The sequence below is a fragment of the Methylophilus glucosoxydans genome (assembly GCF_042676145.1).
Classification (GTDB): domain Bacteria; phylum Pseudomonadota; class Gammaproteobacteria; order Burkholderiales; family Methylophilaceae; genus Methylophilus; species Methylophilus glucosoxydans.
The window spans coordinates 406,834-430,389 of record NZ_JBHTJW010000001.1; the positions used below are offsets into that span (position 1 = coordinate 406,834).

21 protein-coding genes are annotated in these 23,556 nt (G+C 53.5%); 16 read left to right on the top strand and 5 right to left on the bottom strand.

Annotated elements, in window-relative coordinates; translation table 11 throughout:
- Positions 1 to 174: 174 nt before the first annotated feature.
- The 13 genes from ACFQ1T_RS01990 (at position 175) to ACFQ1T_RS02050 (ending at position 15,287) form a co-directional block, all read left to right on the top strand.
- Positions 175 to 873 carry an urease accessory protein UreD gene (locus tag ACFQ1T_RS01990; RefSeq protein WP_379073593.1) on the top strand — a complete coding sequence of 233 codons (699 nt, stop codon included), beginning with the start codon at positions 175 to 177 and terminating at the stop codon, positions 871 to 873.
- A 15-nt stretch (positions 874 to 888) separates the two neighbouring features.
- Positions 889 to 1,491, top strand: a complete 603-nt coding sequence (locus ACFQ1T_RS01995) for a HupE/UreJ family protein (RefSeq protein WP_379073595.1) — start codon at positions 889 to 891, stop codon at positions 1,489 to 1,491.
- 56 nt (positions 1,492 to 1,547) lie between these two features.
- Complete coding sequence (locus tag ACFQ1T_RS02000) at positions 1,548 to 2,699, top strand: transporter substrate-binding domain-containing protein (protein WP_379073597.1); 1,152 nt, start codon at positions 1,548 to 1,550, stop codon at positions 2,697 to 2,699.
- A complete protein-coding gene (locus tag ACFQ1T_RS02005) occupies positions 2,665 to 3,321 on the top strand; it encodes an ANTAR domain-containing response regulator (RefSeq protein ID WP_379073599.1) in 657 nt (218 codons plus the stop codon). The genes ACFQ1T_RS02000 and ACFQ1T_RS02005 overlap by 35 nt, the downstream gene beginning before the upstream one ends.
- A 130-nt stretch (positions 3,322 to 3,451) precedes the next feature.
- Positions 3,452 to 3,955 (top strand): MarR family winged helix-turn-helix transcriptional regulator, encoded by a 504-nt coding sequence (locus tag ACFQ1T_RS02010; RefSeq protein ID WP_313987048.1) that lies wholly within the window; start codon positions 3,452 to 3,454, stop codon positions 3,953 to 3,955.
- Positions 3,956 to 4,015: 60 nt separating this feature from the next.
- Positions 4,016 to 5,503: an efflux transporter outer membrane subunit gene (locus ACFQ1T_RS02015; protein WP_379073601.1), complete on the top strand. Its 1,488-nt coding sequence runs from the start codon at positions 4,016 to 4,018 to the stop codon at positions 5,501 to 5,503.
- Positions 5,481 to 7,652 carry an FUSC family protein gene (locus ACFQ1T_RS02020; protein ID WP_379073603.1) on the top strand — a complete coding sequence of 724 codons (2,172 nt, stop codon included), beginning with the start codon at positions 5,481 to 5,483 and terminating at the stop codon, positions 7,650 to 7,652. The genes ACFQ1T_RS02015 and ACFQ1T_RS02020 overlap by 23 nt, the downstream gene beginning before the upstream one ends.
- Before the next feature lie 12 nt (positions 7,653 to 7,664).
- Positions 7,665 to 7,877 (top strand): DUF1656 domain-containing protein, encoded by a 213-nt coding sequence (locus ACFQ1T_RS02025; RefSeq protein ID WP_275356702.1) that lies wholly within the window; start codon positions 7,665 to 7,667, stop codon positions 7,875 to 7,877.
- A gap of 11 nt (positions 7,878 to 7,888) precedes the next feature.
- Complete coding sequence (locus ACFQ1T_RS02030) at positions 7,889 to 8,773, top strand: HlyD family efflux transporter periplasmic adaptor subunit (RefSeq protein WP_194749353.1); 885 nt, start codon at positions 7,889 to 7,891, stop codon at positions 8,771 to 8,773.
- Between the two features lie 72 nt (positions 8,774 to 8,845).
- The gene (locus tag ACFQ1T_RS02035) at positions 8,846 to 9,940 is read left to right on the top strand and encodes a calcium:proton antiporter (RefSeq protein WP_379073606.1); all 1,095 of its coding nucleotides are present in this window, start codon (positions 8,846 to 8,848) and stop codon (positions 9,938 to 9,940) included.
- 65 nt (positions 9,941 to 10,005) lie between these two features.
- A complete protein-coding gene (locus tag ACFQ1T_RS02040) occupies positions 10,006 to 10,947 on the top strand; it encodes a VTT domain-containing protein (RefSeq protein WP_379073608.1) in 942 nt (313 codons plus the stop codon).
- A complete protein-coding gene (locus ACFQ1T_RS02045) occupies positions 10,940 to 14,134 on the top strand; it encodes an efflux RND transporter permease subunit (protein ID WP_379073610.1) in 3,195 nt (1,064 codons plus the stop codon). The genes ACFQ1T_RS02040 and ACFQ1T_RS02045 overlap by 8 nt, the downstream gene beginning before the upstream one ends.
- Positions 14,127 to 15,287, top strand: coding sequence for an efflux RND transporter periplasmic adaptor subunit (locus tag ACFQ1T_RS02050; RefSeq protein ID WP_313987067.1), 1,161 nt, complete (start codon positions 14,127 to 14,129; stop codon positions 15,285 to 15,287). Before ACFQ1T_RS02045 ends, ACFQ1T_RS02050 begins: the two co-directional genes overlap by 8 nt.
- Positions 15,288 to 15,332: 45 nt before the next feature.
- Here ACFQ1T_RS02050 and ACFQ1T_RS02055 read toward each other — a convergent pair whose 3' ends face one another.
- The 3 genes from ACFQ1T_RS02055 to ACFQ1T_RS02065 all read right to left on the bottom strand — a co-directional run bounded on the left by ACFQ1T_RS02055 (position 15,333) and on the right by ACFQ1T_RS02065 (position 18,271).
- Positions 15,333 to 15,704: a YidH family protein gene (locus ACFQ1T_RS02055; RefSeq protein ID WP_379073612.1), complete on the bottom strand. Its 372-nt coding sequence runs from the start codon at positions 15,702 to 15,704 to the stop codon at positions 15,333 to 15,335.
- A gap of 43 nt (positions 15,705 to 15,747) precedes the next feature.
- Positions 15,748 to 17,982, bottom strand: coding sequence for a RelA/SpoT family protein (locus tag ACFQ1T_RS02060; RefSeq protein ID WP_379073614.1), 2,235 nt, complete (start codon positions 17,980 to 17,982; stop codon positions 15,748 to 15,750).
- Positions 17,983 to 18,097: 115 nt separating this feature from the next.
- The gene (locus ACFQ1T_RS02065) at positions 18,098 to 18,271 is read right to left on the bottom strand and encodes a DUF1328 domain-containing protein (RefSeq protein ID WP_194749360.1); all 174 of its coding nucleotides are present in this window, start codon (positions 18,269 to 18,271) and stop codon (positions 18,098 to 18,100) included.
- Positions 18,272 to 18,523: 252 nt separating this feature from the next.
- On the opposite strand from ACFQ1T_RS02065, the gene ACFQ1T_RS02070 reads away from it, so the two are divergent.
- On the top strand, positions 18,524 to 19,030 hold the full coding sequence (locus tag ACFQ1T_RS02070; RefSeq protein ID WP_379073616.1) for a hypothetical protein: 507 nt from the start codon (positions 18,524 to 18,526) through the stop codon (positions 19,028 to 19,030).
- Between the two features lie 130 nt (positions 19,031 to 19,160).
- Here ACFQ1T_RS02070 and ACFQ1T_RS02075 read toward each other — a convergent pair whose 3' ends face one another.
- Entirely contained in the window at positions 19,161 to 20,606 is a 1,446-nt protein-coding gene (locus ACFQ1T_RS02075; RefSeq protein ID WP_379073618.1) for a sensor histidine kinase, read from the bottom strand.
- Positions 20,603 to 21,274, bottom strand: a complete 672-nt coding sequence (locus ACFQ1T_RS02080) for a response regulator transcription factor (RefSeq protein WP_194749362.1) — start codon at positions 21,272 to 21,274, stop codon at positions 20,603 to 20,605. The genes ACFQ1T_RS02075 and ACFQ1T_RS02080 overlap by 4 nt, the downstream gene beginning before the upstream one ends.
- 208 nt (positions 21,275 to 21,482) lie before the next feature.
- Between ACFQ1T_RS02080 and ACFQ1T_RS02085 the strand changes: the two genes are divergently transcribed.
- Both ACFQ1T_RS02085 and ACFQ1T_RS02090 read left to right on the top strand, forming a co-directional pair.
- Complete coding sequence (locus ACFQ1T_RS02085) at positions 21,483 to 22,157, top strand: MtnX-like HAD-IB family phosphatase (RefSeq protein ID WP_194749363.1); 675 nt, start codon at positions 21,483 to 21,485, stop codon at positions 22,155 to 22,157.
- 15 nt (positions 22,158 to 22,172) lie between these two features.
- Positions 22,173 to 23,546 carry an aspartate aminotransferase family protein gene (locus ACFQ1T_RS02090; protein WP_194749364.1) on the top strand — a complete coding sequence of 458 codons (1,374 nt, stop codon included), beginning with the start codon at positions 22,173 to 22,175 and terminating at the stop codon, positions 23,544 to 23,546.
- Positions 23,547 to 23,556: the final 10 nt, after the last annotated feature.

The window sequence follows — 23,556 nt, forward strand, 5'->3', positions numbered from 1 at the left end:
GCTGGGGAAACCGTGCCTTTGTCTTTAATGAAGCTTGGTTCAACAGGCGGCAATCAAGTCAGATTGGTATTTGTATCTCCTGGGCCTGGCAAGCGCACTTATATCGATGAGCAATTTGTCACTTATCCCTTTCATGTATGCCGAGCATATTACAAACCAAATGATCCGCCCAGTATGGCTACTTTATGCTTGCAATCGACTAGCGGCGGTATTTTTGAGAGTGATAGAACCAGTGTTTCGATCGTCCTTGAAGAGAATAGCCAGGCACGCGTTACCACTGCGGCCGCGACGGTTGTGCACAGGATGGAGAAAGACATCGCGCAACAAAAAGTCTTTATAGAAGCAGGGCCGGGCTCATTTTGTGAGTATGCGCCTGGGCCTCTGATTATGTTTCCAATGGCCAATTTAATATCGAGTCTAGAGTTGAAAGTGGATCCATCAGCGACGGTGATATTTTGCGACTCTTTTATCGCGCACAACCCCAATCACAATGGCGAGAAGTTTACGAGTTTACGGACAGACGTCTGTGTCCGTAATCTACAAGGGGAAGTGCTGGTGAGGGATCGCGCATTGGTGACTGGGGAGACCTACGAAAGCAAGACCCTGGGCATTACCGGCAAATATAAGGCGCAGGCAACACTCATGGTGATCGCCCAGCAGGTGTCTGCAGACGCTCTGGTGACCCATCTGCGGGCAGGACTGGTTGCGATGGAGGGGTTATATGTGGGCGTGTCTACCTTGCCATCCAACGCCGGGGTGTGGATACGGATGCTGGGTGAGGATGGTGCATGCCTCAAGCAAGGGCTGGATTTAGCATGGATATTGGTTCGAGAGTTTATGGTTGACGCTTTGCAATTAGCTGCGCTTGATTAGGGCAGATGCGTAGGAATGATCAATTTAAATGGAAATGAGGAAAATATGAGAAGTGATACTAAATATCTAGTGACGATGTTTTTGATGATGTGGGCCGGAAGCACCTACGCGCACCCTGGTCATTTTAACGATATGATGGGTTTTTTTGCAGGCTTCAGTCACCCTTTTAGCGGGGTTGACCATTTGCTTTCTATGTTTGCAATAGGACTGCTCGCTGGTCAAAGAGATGGCAAATCAATCATGTTGGTGCCGGTGGTATGCCTTTCGACAATGGCGCTAGCATGTGCTGCAGCCATTTCTGGGTTGGTTATTTCCTTCAGTGAAATGGGTATCCTTTTAACCTTGGTCGTCAGTGGCGTGCTGTTAGCATGCAGGGTCAAATTGTCCCTGCCATTGTTATTACCTTTGGTAGGGATGTTCTCTCTTTTTCATGGCTATGCGCATGGTCTTGAAATGCCGTTTAATGCAAAAGGTTTTGAATACGGGGTGGGTTTAGTGGCAGGTTCGTCATTACTTCTTTTGGCGGGTATGCTCACTTCACTCAAAGGGCGTGAGAAGATAGTGGCCTATCTTGGCGCTGCCACTGCAGTGGTTGGGTTGTCGCTTCTGGTTGTATAAATACAATAAAATGCTTGAAGACCGATTACCTTGGTACGTTGTTGGGGTTTAAATTAATGCAAGATCATTCAATCAAAGTGGGGGTTCTGTACTCCCAAACTGGCGTCGTCTCGGCCATTGGCAACTCGCAACTACAAGGTACTCTGCTTGCGATAGATGAGGTCAATGCCGCTGGCGGTATCAATGGCAGAATGATCGTTCCGATTTCATATGACACCCAGTCAAATCCTGATCTCGATGCTGCTTTTGCTGAAAAGTTAATCTTGGAAGATAAGGTAAAGGTGATTTTTGGAGGGTACACCTCCATCAGTCGTAGAGCTATTTTACCCGTCGTAGAAAAATGGAACAGGCTACTTTTTTATCCAACCATGTATGAGGGGTTTGAGTTCTCCAATAACGTCATTTATACAGGCGCAACGCCCAACCAGAATATCGTGCAATTAGTCGAGTATATGACATCCAATTATGGTACAAGGGTTTATCTGGTTGGGTCTGACTATATCTTCCCATATGAGTCGAATCGCATCATGAAAGAATTACTGACCCAGTATGAAGATGGTGAAGTCCTTGGTGAGGTTTATTTGAAGTTGAATGCCAGTGAAGACGAGTTTCTTCCCATTATTGAAGATATCAAAGAAAAAAAACCTGACTTTATTTTTTCTACCGTGGTTGGAGAGACGACTGCATATTTGTATAAACACTATGCTCAGGCTGGACTGAATCCTCAGCAAATGCCGATAGCAAGTTTGTCTACCTCAGAGGCTGAAATTGCACAAATGGGTGCTGAGGCTGCGGCAGGCCACTTTACAGCCTCACCCTATTTTCAATCTGTAGACTCTCAAGTCAATCGGGAGTGTCTAGCTAACTTTAGAAAAAAATTCGGGCATGGCGCAATCCCAAATATGAATTGGGAAGCAGCGTATTTCCAGGTTCACTTGTTTGCCAACGCGATGGCTCAATCCAACGATGATGATATTGAAGCACTCTTACCCTACCTATTGGATTCAGAGTTTAATGCCCCACAAGGCCTGATCAGTATTGATCCACTGAGTCATCATACAAATCTAAATCCTAGAATTGGACGAGCAAACGCTGATGGCCAATTTACGATTGTGCGTGAATCGTCAAATCAAGTGTATGCGGATCCCTATTTAGTGACACATACATTTGAAGATGTCCGTCTGGTTTCAGGACGATTGGGGATGTAATTTGACCAACGGCAAGCCCACTCAGGCTTTGAGACTAACTTCAGAGTTATTAAGAGATCTGCGATCTTTGAATGTGGTGGTATTTCACCCTCAGGATAAAGATGGGGAAATGCTACTTCAACAATTAGAGCGGATTGGCTGTAGGACGTCGCAATTCTGGCCACCACGACCAGAGTTATCTGAATTAACAGATTTAATTTTTCTATCCATCAATCCTGAATTTAATGTGGCAGAGTATGCTTGGTTTAATTCAGAGAATTGCCCACCCATTATTGCCGTTGTAGCCTATGAAAACCCAACTATCGTAAACCTGGCATTAAAGATAGGCGTAAAAGGCGTTGTCGCTTGCCCTATTCGCGAATTCGGCTTGCTTACGTCCATGGTCATTACCAGACAATGCTTCAAAGATATTGCAGAGGGGCGTAAGCGTATTCAGCGACTTGAAAGGAAAGTTGCGGGGGTGGCAACAGTGTATGAGGCGAAGAGAATTCTAATGGCTTCGAAAAAAATCTCAGAAGAAGAGGCTTATGCAATACTCCGTGACCAAGCCAAGAGTAAGCGAGTTGAGATAGAAGTGATTGCGGAAACAATCATTTATGCTCAATCAATTATGAGTATTTGATATTGATTGATTGAGCCTGCGTTGGGTCAATTAAATTTTTTGTGATGTTGCTGAGCCTACATCAAACAACAAGGGCTCTGAAAAGCAGCACTTGCATTTTGTTTGATACCATACTATACTGATCCGTACTATGTTGCTGCTCAAAGAATTACCCACCTCCAAAAGCCTGGAAAAGTTTGTGACCCGCTATCCTGGCACAGACATTACAGCGATTTCTGACTTTGTCAGTATTTTGCGCGCCGCGTCGGATATTTCGACGGCGCTGGATGCGTTACTGGCCAGGCATGGGTTGCTGCAAGGCCGCTGGTGGGTGCTGGTCTTGCTGATGCGGCAGGATGACCTGACTTCTTCGCCTTCAGACCTGGCCGACAAAGCCGGCGTGACCAAGGCCACCATGACGGGTTTCATTGACGGGCTGGAGCGTGAGGGCCTGGTGTCGCGCTTTATGGATACCAGTGACAGGCGCAAATTCCTGATCCGGTTGTCGGTGGCCGGGCAGCAAAAACTCGATGAAGTGATGCCGGACTATGTGCAATGCGTCACCCAGTTTATGAACGTCCTGGCCAAGGCACAAAGAGACACCCTGATCGCGGATTTGGCGACATTGGCCAGCCGCGTCGATTTGATTAAATAAACGGCGGCATCATTTTTTTAATTATTTAGTTTGATCCCGTACTATTAATAACCATACTTTATGTCTCTGCCTTTCACCTCAACACTGACTGTTTTGTCGCCGCGTCAGCCCAGGCAGGTTGCGCGCAGTGCGGTCTGGCTCTTGGCGCTGTTGCTCAATGGGTGTCTCAGCAGTCAAGGCATTGCGCCCGTGTCGCAGCCTCTGCTACAGGATAAGTTAGCGCTGGGTAAAACCATTTCGGAGGCGCCTGTCATGGCGTGGCCGACCGAGCACTGGTGGCATGTCTATGGGGATGCACAGCTCAACCGTCTGATTGAGAAAAGTCTGCATGACCATCCTGACCTGAAAAAAGCGACTGCCCGCATTGCTTTAGCCACTGTCATGGCGGAACAGTCACATGCGGCTACCTTGCCCAATATCGGTGGCAAAGTCAGCTCTTCACGCGAGCGGTTTACCGAGTTGAGCTTTATCCCCAAGCCGTGGGCAGGTCGCTTTAACTGGAACAACCAGGCGACCGTAGACATGTCCTACAACCTGGACCTGTGGAAACAGCAGAAATCGGCGTGGCTGGCGGCACTGGATGAAGCGCGGGTGGCGGATGCTGAAATGCAGCAGGTCAAGATTGAGCTCACGGCGGCGATAGTCAAAAATGAGATCCAGCTTGCGGCCGAATATCAATGGCGCGACCTGGCACAAGACGAGCTGGACGATTTGCGTCACGAGATTGCCATTGCCCAAAAAGCCCTGGCGGCCGGACTCAATACCCAACTCGCCCTGAGTCGTCTGGAGGCGAGGCTACCAGCGGCGCAGAACAAACTGGTATTGATAGACTTGCACCTGACCTTGCTCAAAAACCAGATGGCGGCACTGAGCGGCGAGGGGCCTGGCGCGGGCGAAAGCATTACCCGCCCGACCTTGCATTTGTCCGCCAGCGTTGGCCTGCCTGACCGCTTGCCCGCAAATCTGGTTGGCCGTCGCCCGGATATGGTGGCGGCCAGATGGCGGGTGGAGGCGGCACAGAAGCATATACAAAGTGCCAAAGCCGCGTTTTACCCGAATATCAATTTGCTGGGCTATGTCGGTTTTCAGGGACTGGCGTTTGCGAGTCTGTTTTCCAGTGCCGGTCTGGTGGGTAATCTGGGCCCAGCCATGACATTGCCGCTGTTTGATGGCGGCCGTCGACGCGCCAATCTGTCCGCCGAAACGGCCTTATATGACATGGCAGTGGAGGACTACAACGCCACGCTGCTGAAGGCACTTGAGCGCATCTCCAGCCAGTTGTCGGTCATGCAAACGGTAGAGGCTGAAATGACAAATACCCGGCAAGCCCTGGACAAGAGCGAGCAGACCCATCGGTTGGCGCTGAAAAACTACCGCGCCGGACTCAGTAACCGGGTCGAGAGCCTGCAAACCAATCTGCTGGTCTTGCAGCAAAAAAACGTGCTGGTCGAACAGGAGGCCGCGCGCCTGGAGGCGTATGCGGCACTGATGCTGGCCTTGGGTGGCGGCGTGATGGAGGAGGCGCATGCAACGCAGGCACGCCCTTAGGCAAGGTTGGCACGCGCTGGCGGCTGGCATTGCAATACTTGGCCACGGGGGGCGGTGGCTGGCCATCTGTGCGCAACAGGCCGGACTAGACTGGTACCGGCAGGATTTCCCGCGCATTGGTTATTTGTTCAAGTATTTGCTCGCCTCGTGGCTGGCCTTATGGCTGGCCTTGAAAATGGAAATGGACCAGCCGGCGACGGCGCTGTTGACGGTGGTGATCGTCATGCATTTCCGCTCGGGCATGGTAATCACCAAGAGTTACTACCGACTGATCGGCACAGGCATCGGTATCCTGTTTTCATTGCTGCTAGTAGCCAGTTTTGCGCAGGACCGATTCCCGTTTTTTATCGCGGCTGCGCTTTGGATCGGCTTGTGCACGGCAGGATCGCTGGTCTACCGCAACTTTCAATCGTATGGCTTTGTGCTGGCCGGTTACACACTGTGTATTGTCGGCTTGCCAGCCACGCTGACGCCCTGGCACACCTTTCAAATTGCCTCAACGCGCATGTCAGAAATCGGGGTGGGCTTGCTTAGTGCCAGCCTGGTGAGCGAGCTGGTGCTGCCGCAGCGCCTGTGGGAAACCATTCAGGCCGTGGTGCGTGGCAAGTTCCGTGATTTCAGTCTGTTGCTTGGGCAGGGCGACGCTGCTGGCCTGAATCAGCCCGTGCTCAAGTTTATGCAAGACCTGTATCAACTGGAGTCTTTCCGGGCTTCGGCGCAATTTGAAACCGATGATGCGCGCGTGCATAGCACCACGATTAACCAGCTTAATCTGCAGTTTATGGCGGTTTCAACCACCTACATCGTCTTTCAGCGCCTGCAACAGCGGCTGCAGCGCAGTGGATGCAAGCATGAAGCCGAGGCTTTGCAGGAGTTGATGCAACCCCTGGCGACGGCGGTGTTGAGTAAAGGGCAACCCGCTACAAGCGCGCCCGAGCTGACGCAATTGCAACAGGCGGTTGCCGCGTATCAGCAAGCGTTTGCTACCGCGTTTCAGCGGCAGAGGCAGGCCTTGTCGATTCTGCCTGAGGTACAGCTGCTGACATTCGAGAGTGGGGCAGCGTTGTTGCAACGTCTGGCCGCCGAATTAGCGGCTTATCTGGACACCTATGTGTTGCTGGTGGCCAATCCGCGCAAGCGGCAAGTGGCCAGCCGCGAGTTTGCAGCCGCGCAGTTGCAGAGGCATATTGACTGGTTGCCGGTGGCAATTGCCGCGACACGTGGCGCACTCACCTTGCTGGTGCTGGCCGTGCTCTGGATGACCATAGACTGGCCTTCCGGCATCCTGGCCATGACCCTTGGGGTGATTACCAGCACCTTGTTTGCGGGCAGCCCGACGCCGATGGCTACCTTGCGCCAGTTTACGCTTGGCGTGGTTCTGGGCATTGTGCTGGTTTACCTGAGCAATGTGTTCTGGCTGACGGCGGCACACGACTACGTCATGTTGTGCATCGTCATTGCCCCGGCCATTTTGCTGACGGCCTGGCTCAGTGCCCGGCCTGCCACCGCACTTGTCGGGGCTGGGCTGGGCATTGCCTACTTTTTAATGGTTGGCTTTAACCAGGCGCTGGGTGATCTGCCAGTCAGATATTTCAATGATTCGATTGCGCTCATGATTGCGCTAGCGGTGTCCGCCATCCTGTTCAGCCTGACTGACTATGCCACCAGCCCCTGGGCCAGGCGCCGCTTGCTGGCCCAATTGCGCGGGCTAGTGGTGGAGGCTTGCCTGAATACCACCATGACCGCGGCGGCGTTTGAAATGCGGTCACGCGACCTGATCCAGCGCTCGGGCGACCTGCATAGACCACAAGCGGCAGACAGCGTCCACGTCGCAGAGGCATTGTGTGCGGCGCTGGAGATGGGCCATGCCGTACTGGCCTTGCGCATGGCGGCGGTGGCGTTGCCTGCGCAGCCGCAGCGATTAGTACAACATACACTGTTGCTGGTCGCACACGACTACAAACAGCCCAGCCGCAAACATCAGCAACAGGTCTTGCAATGGCTGGATCACTTTTTGGTCTGGTTGCAAGGCGGTGAATATGCGCAGAGCTTGTCGCCGACGCAAGTGCAAAAGCTGGTAACGCAGTTACATTTTGTCCGGCTGGTAATCGCGAGCGAAATGCCTGCGCTCAGCCCTAGGTCCTTATGAAGGAGACGACACATGTGGCATGCATGGATTCCGCGTGAACTGACATTTCTGGATGCACATGTGCCGACGCTGTTCGTCGCCTTTTTGCTCGCCGCCGTGGTGGTCTGGCAGCTAGATCAATGGCTGGCCGCATGGGCGATTTACGAGCGGCTCTGGTACCCGGCGCTGTTTCGGGTGGCGCTGTTTTTTGGCTTATTTTCGCTGTTTGGCTTGATGGTGTATTGAAAGGGAGACACATGCAAACGCAACGTATCTGGATGAAGGTCACCACAGGCGTACTGCGCGTAGGGATCACGCTAGGCATTGCCGTGGCAGCTGGCTGGTTGGCTTACACGTTGTGGGTGCGCTATACCGACTACCCATGGACACGGGATGGCCGCGTGCGCGCCGATGTGGTGAATATTGCCCCGGATGTGGCCGGGCTGGTGACGACGGTGCCAGTGCACGATAACCAGTATGTGCATCAAGGCGATGTGCTATTCCGCATAGACCCCCTGCATTATGCGCATGCCCTGGCCGAAGCCAAGGCCGTGGCCCAGCAGCGCAAATCGCTATGGGAGATGAAGCAGCAACAAGCCTTACGCCGGGCCCATCTGGATGATGAAGTCATTTCTCGCGAGAATCGTGAAGATACCGATTTGGGGGCGTTGGCGGCCAAAGCAGAATATGAGGCCGCGCTCGCCCAGGTCGAGAAAATCAAGCTGGACCTGGAGCGGACGGTGGTGCGCTCCCCCGTGGACGGCTGGGTGTCGAACCTGCTGGTACGGCCTGGCGATTTTGCCCAGGTCGGGGCGGCCAAGCTGGCAGTCATCGATCAGCACTCGTTCTGGGTCTATGGATATTTTGAGGAACACAAACTGAGCATGATCAAGCCGGGTGACGCAGCCGACGTGCAGTTGCTGGGCAGCCACACCACGCTCAAGGGGCACGTGGAAAGCATTGCCCACGGCATTACCGACCGCGACAACCCAACCGACGTGCGCCTGTTGGCCAATGTCAACCCGACCTTTAACTGGGTGCGGCTGGCACAACGCATCCCGGTGCGTATCCGGCTGGACCAGATTCCGGCAGGCCTGACGCTGGTTGCAGGCATGACGTGTTCGGTGGTCATCAACCCCTAGTGCATTGCGCAACATGCAACAGAAGAGCGCGGCTCTGTTAAGATGACAACTCATTGATGACAATCTAAGCGCATGCTTAAAGAAAAACCGCCCCAGGGACTGTGGTCCCTGCTCATTTCCATCCTCGCTTATCTGGCGCTGGCGCAAGCCGACAAAGTCATCACGCTCGGGCAGCCTGAGTCGCTCATCATTGCGGTCCTGTTTGTCTTGCTGATTATCAACCTGGCTTTTCAGTTATCGTTTCAGGTGGAATATGTCGCCGAACGGCTCAAAGAGCCTTATGGCACCATGATCCTTACCATCAGCGCCGTCATCATCGAAGTGGTGATTATTGTCATGATGCTCAGCCATACCTCCTCGACCACCTTGGCCAGAGATGCGATTTACTCCGCGGTGATGCTGGATATCAACGGCATTCTCGGCTTGTGTGCCATTGTCGGCGGCATCAAGTACGGCGAGGTCGAGTACAACGTCAACTCTGGCAATACCTATATCGTCATGATCATGACCGCGCTGGGCATCTCGATGGCCTTGCCCGCTTTTTTGCCGCCTGAGCACTGGCGCGTATATTCCATGTTCACCATCGTGACCATGAGTGTGTTTTATGCCCTGTTTCTCAAGATGCAAACCGGGCGGCACCGCAATTACTTCAGCTACCGTGACCAGCATCAGGCCATGCTGGAACAGGGCCAGCCTGTGCCGGTGATCAGTACCAATGTCAAATTTTCCATTCTTTACATCCTGGCCGGCATCGTTACCATCGGCTTTCTGTCTGAAGAAATGAGCCTGCATATGGATGCGGGCCTGACTGGCAGCGGCGTGCCGCCGATTGTGGCGGCGATCGTGGTTGCGATTATTGCGGCCAGCCCGGAAGTGCTCACCGCCTTAAAGGCCGCCGTTAATGACCGCATGCAAACTGTAGTCAATATTGCGCTAGGGGCTACCTTGTCTACCGTGATTTTGACTGTGCCGGTGATTGAAGCGATTGCGCTGATTGAGGACAGGCAGCTCATTGTCGGCTTGTCGCCCACGCAGATGGTGATGACATTTTTGACTTTGATTGTGGCCACCATTAATCTGCATGATGGTGAAACCAATGCGATTGAAGGCATGACGCATTTTGTCTTGTTTATGGCGTTTACCATGCTGGCATCCCTAGGCATGTGATGATTGACTTGTGATGATGGGCATGTGATGGTCTGTGTGTGATTTCCCGTTAAAAAAGAACTGTTATGAATGTCGTGCTTGAGCTGATTCAGCAATATGGTTTGCTGATTGTGTTTGCCAGTGTATTTCTGGAGCAGATGGGCTTGCCTTTACCGGCCTATCCCACCTTGCTGCTGGCCGGAGTCTTGATCGGCAATGGCCAGTACTCCTGGGCGGCCATGTTGCTGGTGGCGCTGGTGGCAGCCTTGCTGGCAGACTCCATCTGGTACCGCGCTGGGCGCAAATATGGCAAGCGCGTCATGGGCAAGTTATGCAAAATCTCCTTGTCGCCAGACACCTGTGTGCGACAAACCGAGGCGCTTTATCTGAAATTCGGCCCGCCCGCGTTGCTGGTCTGCAAATTTATCCCGGGCTTTGCCTCAATTTCGAGTGCGCTGGCCGGATCATCCGGCACGCCTTATTGGCTGTTTGCGCTTATGGATGGCCTGGGCGCGCTGCTATGGTCGGGCTCCGCATTGTGGTTGGGCAATCTGTTCAGTTCTGCGATTGACGAGCTGATGCTAACGCTGGTCGAAATGGGTAAATGGGGCACCGGGCTGGTTTTACTGCTGTTAACCGCGTTTATCGCGGTCAAATGGTGGGACCGGCAACGCTTTCTCAAAAGCCTGCGCATGGCTCGGATCAGTGTCCAAGAGTTGCATACACTGATCGCCAGTGATGCGGCGCCGGTGATTCTGGATACGCGTGCCCCGCACTTGATAGAAGACGGCTGGATTCCGGGGGCACAGTTTGTCACGCTGGAAGATGTGGACCAATTGACGCTGGATATTGATGAAGATGCGCCCGTTATTTTGTACTGCTCCTGCCCGAATGAGGTCACCGCAGCCAAAGTGGCAAAAAAACTGATTCGGCGTGGCTATCGCAATATCCGCCCGTTAAGCGGCGGCATTGATGCCTGGCGGGATGCCGGTTTTGCCATCACCGCAGCAAAGGACGCGCATGTTTAATGTGGTTGGCATTGCCCTCAAACGGCCTTACACCTTTGTGGTGATGGCGCTGCTGATTCTGATTTTTGGTACTTTGTCGGCCCTGCGCAGCCCGGTGGATATTTTTCCGGATATCCGCATCCCGGTGGTAGCGGTGGCCTGGCAATACAATGGCTTGCCGCCAGATGACATGGCGGGCCGCATCAGTACGCTATATCAGCGCAGCCTGACCACCACCGTCAACGATATCGAGCATATCGAGGCCAATTCATACAATGGGTTTGCCATCGTCAAAATCTTTTTCCACATGGGCGTCAATATCGCCACCGCCAATGCGCAGGTGGCGGCGATTTCGCAAACAGTGACGCGGCAGATGCCCGCCGGCACCACGCCGCCGCTGATTCTTAACTATAACGCCTCCACGGTGCCCATCTTGCAGATTGCCTTGTCTGGTAAAGGCCTGACCGAGCAGAACCTGGCTGACCTGGGCCTGAATGCCGTGCGTATCCGGTTGGTCACGGTGCCGGGCGCGGGCGTGCCATTTCCCTATGGCGGCAAAAGCCGGCAGATCCAGATTGACCTGAATCCGGCCGCGTTGCAGGCCCGTGGCTTGTCGGCACAGGATATTGCCAATGCGCTGGCTGCGCACAATATGATCGTACCGGTGGGGACACAAAAAATTGGCAGCATTGAATACACGCTGAACCTGAATAATGCCGTCACTCAAATTGACGAGCTGTCCAATATCCCGGTCAAGGTGGTCAATGGCGCCACCGTCTATATGCGTGATATCGGTCAGGTACGTGATGGCAATCCGCCACAAACCAATATCGTGCATGTGGATGGCAACCGTTCGGTGCTGATGACCATCCTCAAAAATGGCGCCATCTCGACGCTGGATATTGTCGATGGTATCAAGGCCAAACTGGAAGAAATCAAGCCGGCCCTGCCTGAGACGCTGGTGGCAACGCCGATCAACGATCAGTCGCTGTTTGTGCGTGCGGCGATTGAAGGCGTGGTGTTTGAAGGCGTGCTGGCGGCGGTGCTCACCAGCCTCATGATCCTGCTATTTTTGGGCAGCTGGCGCTCGTCGCTGATCATTGCCACCTCCATTCCCTTGTCCATTCTGGGGGCGGTGATGGGGCTGTCGGCGATAGGCGAGACGCTCAATATCATGACCCTGGGTGGCCTCGCCTTGGCAGTAGGTTTGCTGGTCGATGAGGCCACCGTGACCATTGAAAATATTAACTGGCACCTGGAGCAAGGCAAGCCGGTCGAGCAGTCCATTCTCGATGGTGCCGCACAGATTGTGACGCCTGCGTTTGTGTCGCTGCTGTGTATTTGTATCGTGTTTGTGCCCATGTTTTTTCTTGAGGGCGTGTCGCGCTTTTTATTCGTGCCCATGGCCGAAGCCGTCATGTTTGCCATGGTCAGCTCGTTTATTTTGTCACGGACCCTGGTCCCGACCATGGCCAATTACCTGCTCAAACCACATGTCGCAGGTGAACACCGCCCAGCCAGCCGCAATCCGCTGGTCAGGTTCCAGCAACACTTTGAAACCCGCTTTGAGCAGCTCCGGCATGGCTATCATGGCTTGCTGAGCCTGGCGATTGCCCACCGCCGACTGTTTATGATCGGCTTTATGTTGCTGGTGATGCTGTCGTTTTTATTGCTGCCCATGCTGGGGCGTAACTTTTTTCCGGCGGTGGATAGTGGCCAAATCCTCATGCATGCCCGCGTACCGGTGGGCACCCGTATTGAAGACACCGCCAACCGTTTTGCCCGGATACAGGCAGCCATCAAACAGGTTATCCCGCCGGAGGAAATCCTCACCATTGTCGATAATATCGGCATGCCGATCAGCAGTATCAACATGACCTACAACAATACCGGCCTGACCGGCGCGCATGATGGCGATATCCAGATCGCGCTCAAACCCGAGCATGCGCCGACAGCAGATTACATCCGTACCCTACGCGAAGTGCTGCCCAGGCAGTTTCCGGATACGACCTTTTCATTCCCGCCAGCGGATATTGTCAGTCAGATACTTAATTTTGGCTCACCAGCCCCGATTGACATCCAGATTCGCGGCGGCAAGCTGGCCGAAGATTTTGTCTATGCCAACCAGTTGCTGGCACGCATCCGCGCAGTGCCTGGTGTGGTCGATGCGCGTATCCAGCAGTCGCGTCGGCGTCCCGGTTTTGACATTACCGTCGATAAAACCCGTGCGCAGGAGCTGGGCATCAGTACGCGCGACGTCACCAATAGCCTGGTGGTGAACCTGGCGGGCAGTTCGCAAGTCTCCCCGACTTATTGGTTGAACCCTGCCAATGGCGTGACTTACCCGATTGTGCTGCAAACCCCGCAATACCAGCTCGATAGCCTCAACACGCTGGCCAACCTGCCGATAGGCGGTGCAGATACGCCGCTACAGACATTGGGTGGGTTGGCAACATTTAAACGCAGTGTCGGCAATGCCGTCATCAGCCAATATGATATCCAGCCCATGGTGCAGATTCATGCCAGCACGCAAGACCGCGACCTGGGGGCGGTGGCCGCCGATATCCGCAAGATTCTGGAGGACACGCAAGCGCAAGTGCCTAAAGCCGCCAGCGTGGTGATGCTGGGCCAGGTGCAGACCATGCAAAGCGCATTTACCGGTCTGTTCTTTGGGTTGCTGGGCGCCATTGTGCTGATTTACCTGCTGATTGTGGTCAACCTGCAATCCTGGAGTGACCCGTTTGTGATTATTTCAGCTTTACCAGCGGCGCTGGCCGGTATCGTCTGGATGTTGTTTGTGACCTTCACGCCTTTGTCGGTGCCCGCCCTGACCGGCGCCATCATGTGTATGGGGGTGGCGACGGCCAATAGTGTGCTGGTGATCAGTTTTGCCCGCGAACGGCTGGCCGTCTTGCAAGATGCGACTGCTGCGGCGCTGGAGGCGGGCTTCGTCCGCTTTAGGCCGGTACTCATGACCGCGCTGGCCATGGTCATCGGCATGACCCCCATGGCTTTGGGCCTGGGCGAGGGCGGCGAGCAGAATGCGCCGTTGGGCCGGGCTGTGATCGGTGGCTTGCTGTTTGCCACCGTCGCCACCCTGCTGTTTGTGCCCGTTGTCTTTAGTGCGATTCATCAAAAACGACAGGCTTCCCCTGAGGCAAGTGTTTCAGGGCCAGTCAGTGATTCAGGAGACCCTATCCATGAGTAATCCACCCACGGCCAGCCGGGGCCTCAAGCTGGCGGGCCTGATCTTGGCCCTGATCGCCAGTGGCATTGTGATTGCGGGCATCAGCAGCCGTCACAGCCATGACGCCAGCGTCAAGGCCTGGACCGACCAGCAGGCGATTCCGACGGTCAGTATCCACCCGCCTGCACAGTCTGACCAAGGGGGCAGCCTGATCTTGCCAGGGCGATTTGAGGCCTACGCACGAGCACCGATTTATGCGCGCGTCAGTGGCTATCTCAAATCCTGGAAAGCCGATATTGGCACGCGGGTGAAAAGTGGGCAATTGCTGGCCGAGATCGAGACGCCGGATCTGGATCAGGAATTGTTGCAAGCCAAAGCCGATCTCGCCAGTGCGCAAGCCAATGTGGCACTGGCAGAAACCACGGCCAAGCGCTGGCAGGAAATGCTAAAAACGCAGTCGATTGCCCGCCAGGCGGTGGATGAAAAAGTGGGAGACTTGCAAAGCAAGCAGGCGATCGTGAAAGCGGCCGAAGCCAATGTCAACCGTTTGCTTGCCCTCAAAAGTTTTGCCCGCATCGTGGCGCCGTTTGACGGCTCAGTGACAGCACGCAATACCGACACTGGCGCGCTGATTAATGCGGGCAGTAGCAGTGCGACGGTGTTGCCGCTATTTGAAGTGTCCAACACGCGCAAGTTGCGCCTCTATATCAATGTGCCACAAAATTATGTCGGTCAGATCCGGACCGGTGACAAAGCCAGGTTTACCGTGCCGGAAGCCGCGGGTGAAGCGTTCGAGGCCACGATACAATCAACTTCAGGTGCCATCAATGCATCCTCTGGTACAACGCTGGTACAGTTACTGGTGGATAATGCAGCGGGCCGTTTTTTGCCTGGGGGCTTTGCCAATGTCAATCTGCTATTCAATGATGCTGTCGCGCGGCTGAGCATTCCTGCCAGTGCACTGATTTTTGACCAGAATGGCCTCAAGGTGGCTACCGTTGGTAAAGATCGCAAGGTGACTTTAAAAACGATTACCATTGCGCGTGACCTGGGTAAGCAACTGGAAGTGCAGTCTGGACTGACAAGCACGGATATGGTGGTAGAGAATCCGCCAGATGGTCTCAACGATGGGGATCAGGTCAATATTGCCATGAGGGCCGCAGCGGAAAAATGATGACCGCTTAAATCTGAAAATCCAGTCTATCCGTGCCTGGAAAGGCTAGCGAGTAAACACTAACCAGCCGCTTAATGCTGCAGCAGAGACCGCCAGGAACAAGTTGACCGCCGGTGGCAGCCAGTAAACGTGGCCACGTGGTTTTTCCTGTGTGCTGAGTGATTGGTAAAACAGCAGAAATTGGATGGCAGACAAGATTGCCGTACAGGCCCCCAGCAGAATAAATCCAACCCCGAGATAGAGCGATAACATGCTTTGGGAGGGCGGCACTGGCTGCCCCTGTGCCATGAGCTGCATAAACAAGCCAAAACGCTCAATCACAAACCCCAGCCCCATCAGGGCAATGGCTGAACGTTGCCAGGCCAGCAATGTCCGTTCTGCCGCAAAATAAACCCGTGGGTCATCAAGGTAAGACATGTGCTGGATTCTCCTGTTTCATGATGTCATCATTCAACGTGGCTTAGGTCTGTCGCTGGGCCATGATCACGCCTGGCACTTGCTTGAGCCTTGCCAGCAAGTGCTCTAGCTGGTCGAGGTCAACCAGTTCCACCGTAAAGTGCATGAGCGCCACATGGTTGCGGCTGAGCGTGTTCGCTTTTGTGGTATTGATTTTTTCACGCGCAAACAGCTCGCTGATGTCACGCAACAATCCCTGACGGTCATTCGCTTCCAGCACAATATCCACTTCGTATACGCCAGATTGTTTATTGCCCCATTGCGCATTGAGCAGACGGTTGTGGCGTGTCTGGTCGAGCCGCGTAATAAACGAGCACGCCTGGCGGTGGATGGTCACACTGTGGTTGCGCGTCAGATACGCGACTATCGGTTCTGGCGACACCGGCTTGCAGCATTTGGCCATGGTGGTTTGTACATTGCCTATGCCTTCAATCATAATGCCCGCATGGTTCACCTGAGAGGCGCTGGGGCGCTTGATGATGGCTGGCGCATTGCCTTGCGCAACCGGTGTCAATTCCCCCTGAATGGTGATGGCAATTTGGTGTTCGCTGATATCGCCGCGGCCAATCGCAGCCAGGCAATCTTCCAGTTTCTGGAACTGCAGCTTTTGTGCGACTTTTTCAAGCGGCAGGCTACTGGCACCGGCACGGTGTAACTCTTTGTCCAATTTAGCCCGGCCCTGGGCGACGTTTTCTTCAAAATGCTGGTATTTAAACCAGTGGCGCACCTTGGCGCGTGCACTGGCGCTTTGCAAAAAGCCGAGCGCAGGGTTCAGCCAGTCTCGGCTGGGGGCGCCATGTTTGGCGGTCAGGATTTCCACCCGCTGGCCGTTTTCCAGCTTGGTATGCAAGGGGACGATCTGGCCGTCGATTTTCGCGCCGCGGGTGCGATGACCCAGGTCTGTGTGTAAAGCGTAAGCAAAGTCTATGGGGGTGGCGCCTTTGGGCAAGTCCATGACTTTGCCTTGTGGTGTCAACACGTATACTTTGTCCTGGAATAACGCATTGTTGAATTGCTCCAGCAAATCACCCTGATCAGCGACCTCATCCTTCCAGGACAAGATCTGGCGCAACCAGGCAATTTTTTCGTCGAATTTCGCGTCGGATTTTCCACCCTCCTTATAGCGCCAATGTGCGGCAACGCCCAGCTCGGAATGCTGGTGCATTTCAAACGTGCGGATCTGCACCTCCACTGCAAGGCCACGAGGGCCGCTGACAGCCGTGTGCAGGGACCGGTAGTTGTTGCTTTTGGGGCGGGCAATATAGTCATCAAACTCACCGGGAATCGGTTGCCACAAGTGATGTACCAGGCCAAGTGCGGTATAGCAGTCTTTCACATCTTGCACCATGATGCGAACCGCACGCACATCATACAGCTGGTTAAATTGCAGATGCTTGCTACGCATTTTTTTCACGATGCTGTAGATGTGTTTTGGCCGCCCGCTCACTTCCCCCTGGATGCCCGCTTGGGTCAGTTCATGCTGCAGCTGCCGCACGACCTCTGCAATATACTGTTCACGATCCACACGCCGTTCGTCCAGCATTTTCGAGACTTCTTTATACAGCTGCGGTTCGAGGTAGCGTAAGGATAAGTCTTCGAGTTCCCATTTGAGTTGCCACACGCCCAGGCGGTTGGCCAGCGGGGCAAAGATACTCTGGTTCTCGCGGGCAATCTGCACTTGTTGCTCTGGGCTGGCGCCAGACAAATGCCGTAATAATTGGGTACGCTCTGCCAGCTTGATCAACACGACACGGATATCTTGCACCATCGCCAATAGCATTTTGCGCAGCGCTTCCATCTGTTGCGCGCGGTCATTCTGTTTGTGGTCCGCTTTGGTGTCCGCGTGGTGCAAGCCATCCATTTCACTCAAGGCATGGATCTGTGACATGCGCGAAATACCCTCTATCAGACTGACAACGCACGGATTGAAGCGGGCAGATAAGTGGACGGACCAGTCATCAAGAAAGTCTGGCGCGGCATACAGAATGCAGGCAGTCAGGCTGTCTGCATCCATGTTGATATCCGAGAGGGTAGAGGCCGTTTCTAAGGCATGTTGCAATAAGGGATAACGGTTGATGGCATGGTGTTGCGCATACAGAGACGCTGCCAGCTCAGCCGCCTGCCGTATTTGTGTCAATTCATCAGCCGTAAACCGTTGCGCTAAGGAATCCATCCACAAACTGAGTGCCTGTGGATCAAGTACAGTGGGCGTGTGAGTAGAGCGGTGACCAGAAACCATGCCCTATTATCGCCGCTATCCCCAGGCAGCGTAAAGATAAAACACGTCCTGACGCATGGATCAGGACGCGTCCCCGCTGCGGAAGGTGGTGTCCGCTGCCAGGGTCGAATGGATATTAAGCGATCATACTAATGCCAAGCACCGTTGCTAGCGCAATGCCGATGGCCAGCAGCAGGAAAATAAAGAAAAATACCTTGGAGATGGTGGCCGCGCCCGACTCAACGCCTCTAAACCCCAAGAGCCCGGCGATAAATGAAATGACCAGAAACAAGAGTGCGTAATAAAGCATGTTCGACCTTTCCCAAATGTTTAGATACATGCTCATGATAAAAAAAGCCTGGCATGCGCACTATCAGCCTCTGTCGTGACTGCCAGTCAGAAAAGGCTGACGCACCGCGCAGTCGGATCATGCGTGATTGACAAGTATAAAAGTGCTTGGCGAGCGTCAAAATGCGCGTATATTATTTCAAATCAAAAATAGGCAAGTCCGCCAGTGTGAATGGCGGAGTGCAAATGAGTTAACCTGCAGGAGGGCGCAGTCATGGGCGGGATCAAACAGTGTCGAGCAGCCTGGCTGGTCACAGGAAGTTGCCTGTTTAGTCTTTGGTGGCCGGTCTCTTTTGCACTGGCTTCCAGCGATAGTGCCAAAGTGATCAGTGCCATGACGGTGACTGAGGATAAGCACGGTAGCAAATCCACAAGCAAGCCTGCCGTCATTGCGCTGGTGAATCTGGATGAAGTGTCGCCTGACTGCCAGCAGCAAGTCACCATGGCCAGAATCAAAACCGTGGCTTATAGTGAAAGTGGCATGACGCCTGAGAAAATCAAGTTTGACTGGCAAGGCAATGCGCTAGACGTTGCCACCAATGTTGGCGAAAACCCGGTATTGACGCTAGAAGAGATTCAGGCCGCCCACCAGTTTATCCGTGTCGGCAAGCAGTACCTGATTCATTTTCAGCTGTGTTCTGATGGTCAGCAACGCAGCCTGATTAATTTATATGCCACGCTGAATCCGCCAAACCGGCCAGCGCGTAAAATGAAATCCTAAGGTGCGTCATCCCTGTCAAGGTGGCGGTTGCTACAGCATGCAAGTGTTGGTTTGATGGCAGGCAATCGCTCGTTTTCAGCCCATACTGTTCCCAGCATAGTGCATCAGACCTAGCGAAGTGCATCACGCCTTAGCTCAGCTGTGCCGGGCCGCTAGCCCCCGGCCGTTGAAACCGCACCGTCATCAGCGTGCCTATGCCCTGTTCGCCAGCGCTGACGGTGATGCTGGCACTATGCAGCGCCACAATTTCCTTGACGATGGATAGGCCCAAGCCGCTGCCTTCCTGTGAGTGGTTGAGCACGCGGTGAAAGCGTTCAAATACCATGGCATGCTCTTCTTCCGGGATGCCGATCCCGTTGTCTTCCACCTGGATTTCCGTCCATTTTTCCTGGGCAATCACAGACAGCGTCACCTTGCCTCCTTCCGGTGTATAGCGCACCGCATTGTCCAGCAGGTTGACCAGAAGAATCTTCAGGCGTTGCTTGTCGGCATGGATGGTGAAGTCTGGCAAAGGTCCGGCACTACTGGACTCTAGGCCCAGATCTATATTTTTTTTCAGTGCAAAATGAATCACTTCCACGCAGGCATCTTGGGCCAGGGCCAGCAGATTGACCGGTTTGAGCGCAATCACGTTGGCGGCTTCAGGCTGGTTATTTGACAGCCGCAACAACTGGTTGACGATATGTGTGAGCTTGCTCACGCTTTCGCTGATCATGCCCAGCTGGTGTTGAGACTGGTCCTTGGCCTGCTCATGGCGCAATGCGAGCTCCAGTTGCGCCTGTATGCCTGCCAATGGGGTACGCAATTGATGGGCGGCATCAGCAATAAACTGGTTCTGCGCCAGGATGGCGTTATTGAGCCTGCCCATGAGCAGGTTGATCGAGTTGATCAACACCATGGCCTCTTCGGGTACGTTGTTGAGCATGACCGGGTCCAGTTGCGTGCTGGAGCGTTTAGCGATCTCTTCGTTGAGCTCGTGCAGTGGCCGTAGACCCTTGGTCACCCCGGCTAACAGCATGACACTGCAGACCAGCAGCAGGAGCAACTGTGGCAGGACGATGGCGAATAGAATCCGGCTGCGCAAGTCATTACGTTTGTGCACGGTTTCGGCAATCAACACAGAGTACATGAGCGGCTGGTTCTGACGATCGACAATCGTGCTTTTCTGATTAAGCAATCGCACGACCTCGCCATGCGCTCTGGCATAGCGTAAATGACGATGATTCAAGCTGTCCTTGTGGTTAAAGGGCAGTGTCGGGTCGCCACTTAAATAATGGCCTTGCGCGTCGTAAATCGCAAAATAGGTTTTATCATCCTTGTCAGAAAACAGCACTGTTTGTGATTCCGTGCTCATTCTGAAATTTTCCGGGGTCTTGCCGGATTCGCTGATCATGGCGATCACGTCATTGGCAATATCCTCCAGCATCTCATCAAACGATTGCTCAATAAAGTGGCTTCCTACCTTGTACAAAATGGTGGTGTCCAGCGGCACCAGGATGAACATGGGGATGGTCACCCACAAGAATAACTGTTTGCGCAGGGTGCGGCCCTGGCTCAATTTGAACAGTCGATTCATGGATTCTTTTGTTCCATGATATAGCCCAGACCGCGTACGTTGGAAATGCAGACCTCGCCGTCGCCCAGTTTTTTGCGCAAGCGGTGCACATAGACCTCAATCGCATTCTGGCCGATATCCTGTTCCCAGTTGCACAGGCTTTCAATCAGCGCCTCTTTGGTCACCAACTTGCCGCATTTATTGGCCAGGGTTTCCAGTAAGGAAAACTCGCGTGGCGACACACTGAGTTTCTCGCCCTTGAGGTGAACGCTATGCTCCTTGGTGTCCAGTTCCAGCGGACCTATCGTAATCTTGGAGGAGTAGTGCGCATTCACGCGCCGGATCTGGGCGCGGATCCTGGCAGCCAGCTCGGGCAGTCTGAATGGTTTGATCAGGTAATCATCCGCGCCCATGTCAAAGGCGTTGACGATATCATCCGGGTTGTCATTCGCGGTCAGCACGATGATAGGGACGGATTGTTTGCTGTTGCGCAAGCGCTGAATGACTTCAAAGCCGGTTAAAAACGGCAACCCCAAATCCAGTAACACCAGATCATAGGTTTGTGCTTGTGCCGCCAGTACACCGTCCTTGCCATTTCTGAACCAGTCAACCGCATAGGTTGCATTGACTAGCGATTGCACGACGGCATCACCGAGTACCACATCATCCTCAACCAACAAAATACGCATTCATCTGAGTCCTGCTTCAAGATTGCTGCTAGCTTGCCTCATGCCTACTTACAGTTTGCTTACATCAATTTGGCCACTGAATGACTGTAAGTGTTTCGTAAGAATTTGACTGCATGATGACGCCGTAACCAAGATTGACTGGTAGGCGCAACAGGAGAGGCCTGCTGTTCGGACCAGATTGCTGTTGTCGAAAAATAAGGAGAGGGTGATGTTATTTATTGTGGATTTTGATGGCACCATTTCAAAGTCGGACACGATTGATGCCTTGCTGGAGAAGTTTGCCGATGACCGCTGGCAGCAGTATGAGCAGTCGTGGCTGGCGGGCGAGATCGATGCCGTCACCTGCATGAGCAACCAGTTGGCGCTGGTTGAAGCCGATCACATTGCCCTCGAAAGTTTTTTCCGCACCATAGAGCTAGACCGTAGCTTTTGCCAGTTTCATAGCTTTGCCCGCCAGTTTGCGCGTGTGGTGATTGCCAGCGATGGCCTGGATCATGCGATCAAGGTTTCCATGCAACATTCCGCCTTTCCTGAGCTGCCGGTGTTTGCCAATCGCCTGAACTTTGAACCCAAAGGCATCCGCATGACTTTCCCTAACCGTCAGCCTGATTGTGCGGGCGGCAACGGCAATTGCAAATGTGCGATTGCCACGGCCCAGCGCGCCTATCCTGGCGAAAAAGTGGTGCTGATCGGCGATGGCAAGTCAGACGCCTGTCTGGCCAAACGCGCTGATGTGGTATTTGCCAAAGGCTCACTGGTCAAGCATTGCGAAAAAAACCAGATTCCTTTTATTCCGTTTTCTACCTTTGACGATGTAGTGGCCGTCTTGCAAGACTGGCCCGAATGTCAGATTTCAACCACTCTTACCCACCAAACAGCCTAGTGAGGCGATTTCATTATGGACCAAAAAATTATAGAAATTCTCGATAAGAACAATCAGTACTGTTCACATGGTGACACGGTGAACTATGCCGATCCTCCCAAAGTATTTGAAGGCTGTGATGGCAGCTTTTTGTATGATGAAAAAGGGGTGAAATACCTCGATTGGCAAATGTGGTATTCCGCTGTCAATTTCGGCTACAAAAACGAGCGCATTGCCAATGTGCTGAAGAAGCAGATTGATACCTTGCCACAACTGGCCAGCCAATACCTGCACAAGGAAAAAGTCGAGCTGGCAGAAATCATCTGCCGCTACATGGAAGAAAAATATGGGGTCAAAGGCCGCGTCCACTTCAACGTTGGCGGGGCACAAGCGGTTGAAGACTCCTTGAAAGTGGTGCGTAACCATACCGGTAAAACACATCAGTTTGCATTTATGGGCGGTTACCACGGCCGTACGCTGGGCGCCTCTGCGATTACTTCCAGCTACCGTTACCGCCGCCGGTTTGGCAACTTTGCTGACCGCGCGCACTTTGTGCCGTATCCATACTGCTTCCGTTGCCCGTATGACATGAAAGTGGAAACTTGCGATACCTATTGCCACAAAGAGTTTGAAAAACTGTTTGAAACCGAATACCAGTCTTTCTGGGATGAAAAATCCAAACAGTGTGAATTTGGCGCGTTTTATATTGAGCCTATGCAGGGGACCGGCGGCTACATTATTCCGCCTGAGGGATATATGCAAAAGCTGCAAGCTTCACTGAAAAAACGCAATGTGTTGCTGGTGGCCGACGAAATTCAGATGGGCGTTTACCGGACGGGTAAATTGTGGTCCTGGGAAAACTTTGGCATCGTGCCGGATATTTTTGTGTTTGGTAAGGCGATCACTAACGGCTTGAATCCGCTGTCCGGGATCTGGGCGCGCGAAGAATTGATCTCGCCTGAAAAATTCCCACCAGGGTCAACCCACTCTACTTTTGCCTCGAATCCGCTCGGCACTGCCGTGGCGCTCGAAGTGTTGAAGATGACGCAAGAGTCTGATTTTGAGCCGCATGTGCGTCAACGTGGCGCGCATTTCCTCAAACGTTTGCATGAGCTGAAGTCGCGCTGGAAGTGCGTGGGCGATGTCAGCGGTCTGGGCCTGGCGCTCAGAATCGAGTTGTGCGAGAGCGACGGTTTCACCGCAAGTCGTGCCCTGGCTGACCGCATGTTTAACGAAGGCCTGAAAGGTGATTTGCTGATTGGTGACAAGCAGTATGGCTTGGTGCTGGATATCGGTGGCTACGAGAAAAACGTGATCACGCTGGCGCCTTCGCTGATGATTACCGAGGAAGAAATCGACCTGGGTATCCAGCTGTTTGAAATGCTGCTCAAGCGTTGCGGAGCAGAGTAACTTGCTTGAG

Bases quoted from the DNA above. Each gene is read 5' to 3' on its own strand.
- ACFQ1T_RS02065 (WP_194749360.1), bottom strand. From the start codon at position 18,271: ATGCTTTATTACGCACTCTTGTTTCTGGTCATTTCATTTATCGCCGGG.
- ACFQ1T_RS02085 (WP_194749363.1), top strand. From the start codon at position 21,483: ATGTTATTTATTGTGGATTTTGATGGCACCATTTCAAAGTCGGACACG.
- ACFQ1T_RS02000 (WP_379073597.1), top strand. From the start codon at position 1,548: ATGCAAGATCATTCAATCAAAGTGGGGGTTCTGTACTCCCAAACTGGC.
- ACFQ1T_RS02075 (WP_379073618.1), bottom strand. From the start codon at position 20,606: ATGAATCGACTGTTCAAATTGAGCCAGGGCCGCACCCTGCGCAAACAG.
- ACFQ1T_RS02090 (WP_194749364.1), top strand. From the start codon at position 22,173: ATGGACCAAAAAATTATAGAAATTCTCGATAAGAACAATCAGTACTGT.
- ACFQ1T_RS02045 (WP_379073610.1), top strand. From the start codon at position 10,940: ATGTTTAATGTGGTTGGCATTGCCCTCAAACGGCCTTACACCTTTGTG.
- ACFQ1T_RS02040 (WP_379073608.1), top strand. From the start codon at position 10,006: ATGAATGTCGTGCTTGAGCTGATTCAGCAATATGGTTTGCTGATTGTG.
- ACFQ1T_RS02055 (WP_379073612.1), bottom strand. From the start codon at position 15,704: ATGTCTTACCTTGATGACCCACGGGTTTATTTTGCGGCAGAACGGACA.
- ACFQ1T_RS02050 (WP_313987067.1), top strand. From the start codon at position 14,127: ATGAGTAATCCACCCACGGCCAGCCGGGGCCTCAAGCTGGCGGGCCTG.
- ACFQ1T_RS02025 (WP_275356702.1), top strand. From the start codon at position 7,665: ATGTGGCATGCATGGATTCCGCGTGAACTGACATTTCTGGATGCACAT.
- ACFQ1T_RS02080 (WP_194749362.1), bottom strand. From the start codon at position 21,274: ATGCGTATTTTGTTGGTTGAGGATGATGTGGTACTCGGTGATGCCGTC.
- ACFQ1T_RS02030 (WP_194749353.1), top strand. From the start codon at position 7,889: ATGCAAACGCAACGTATCTGGATGAAGGTCACCACAGGCGTACTGCGC.
- ACFQ1T_RS02010 (WP_313987048.1), top strand. From the start codon at position 3,452: ATGTTGCTGCTCAAAGAATTACCCACCTCCAAAAGCCTGGAAAAGTTT.
- ACFQ1T_RS02035 (WP_379073606.1), top strand. From the start codon at position 8,846: ATGCTTAAAGAAAAACCGCCCCAGGGACTGTGGTCCCTGCTCATTTCC.
- ACFQ1T_RS02005 (WP_379073599.1), top strand. From the start codon at position 2,665: ATGTCCGTCTGGTTTCAGGACGATTGGGGATGTAATTTGACCAACGGC.
- ACFQ1T_RS02070 (WP_379073616.1), top strand. From the start codon at position 18,524: ATGGGCGGGATCAAACAGTGTCGAGCAGCCTGGCTGGTCACAGGAAGT.
- ACFQ1T_RS02015 (WP_379073601.1), top strand. From the start codon at position 4,016: ATGTCTCTGCCTTTCACCTCAACACTGACTGTTTTGTCGCCGCGTCAG.
- ACFQ1T_RS02020 (WP_379073603.1), top strand. From the start codon at position 5,481: ATGCAACGCAGGCACGCCCTTAGGCAAGGTTGGCACGCGCTGGCGGCT.
- ACFQ1T_RS01990 (WP_379073593.1), top strand. From the start codon at position 175: ATGGCTACTTTATGCTTGCAATCGACTAGCGGCGGTATTTTTGAGAGT.
- ACFQ1T_RS02060 (WP_379073614.1), bottom strand. From the start codon at position 17,982: ATGGTTTCTGGTCACCGCTCTACTCACACGCCCACTGTACTTGATCCA.
- ACFQ1T_RS01995 (WP_379073595.1), top strand. From the start codon at position 889: ATGATCAATTTAAATGGAAATGAGGAAAATATGAGAAGTGATACTAAA.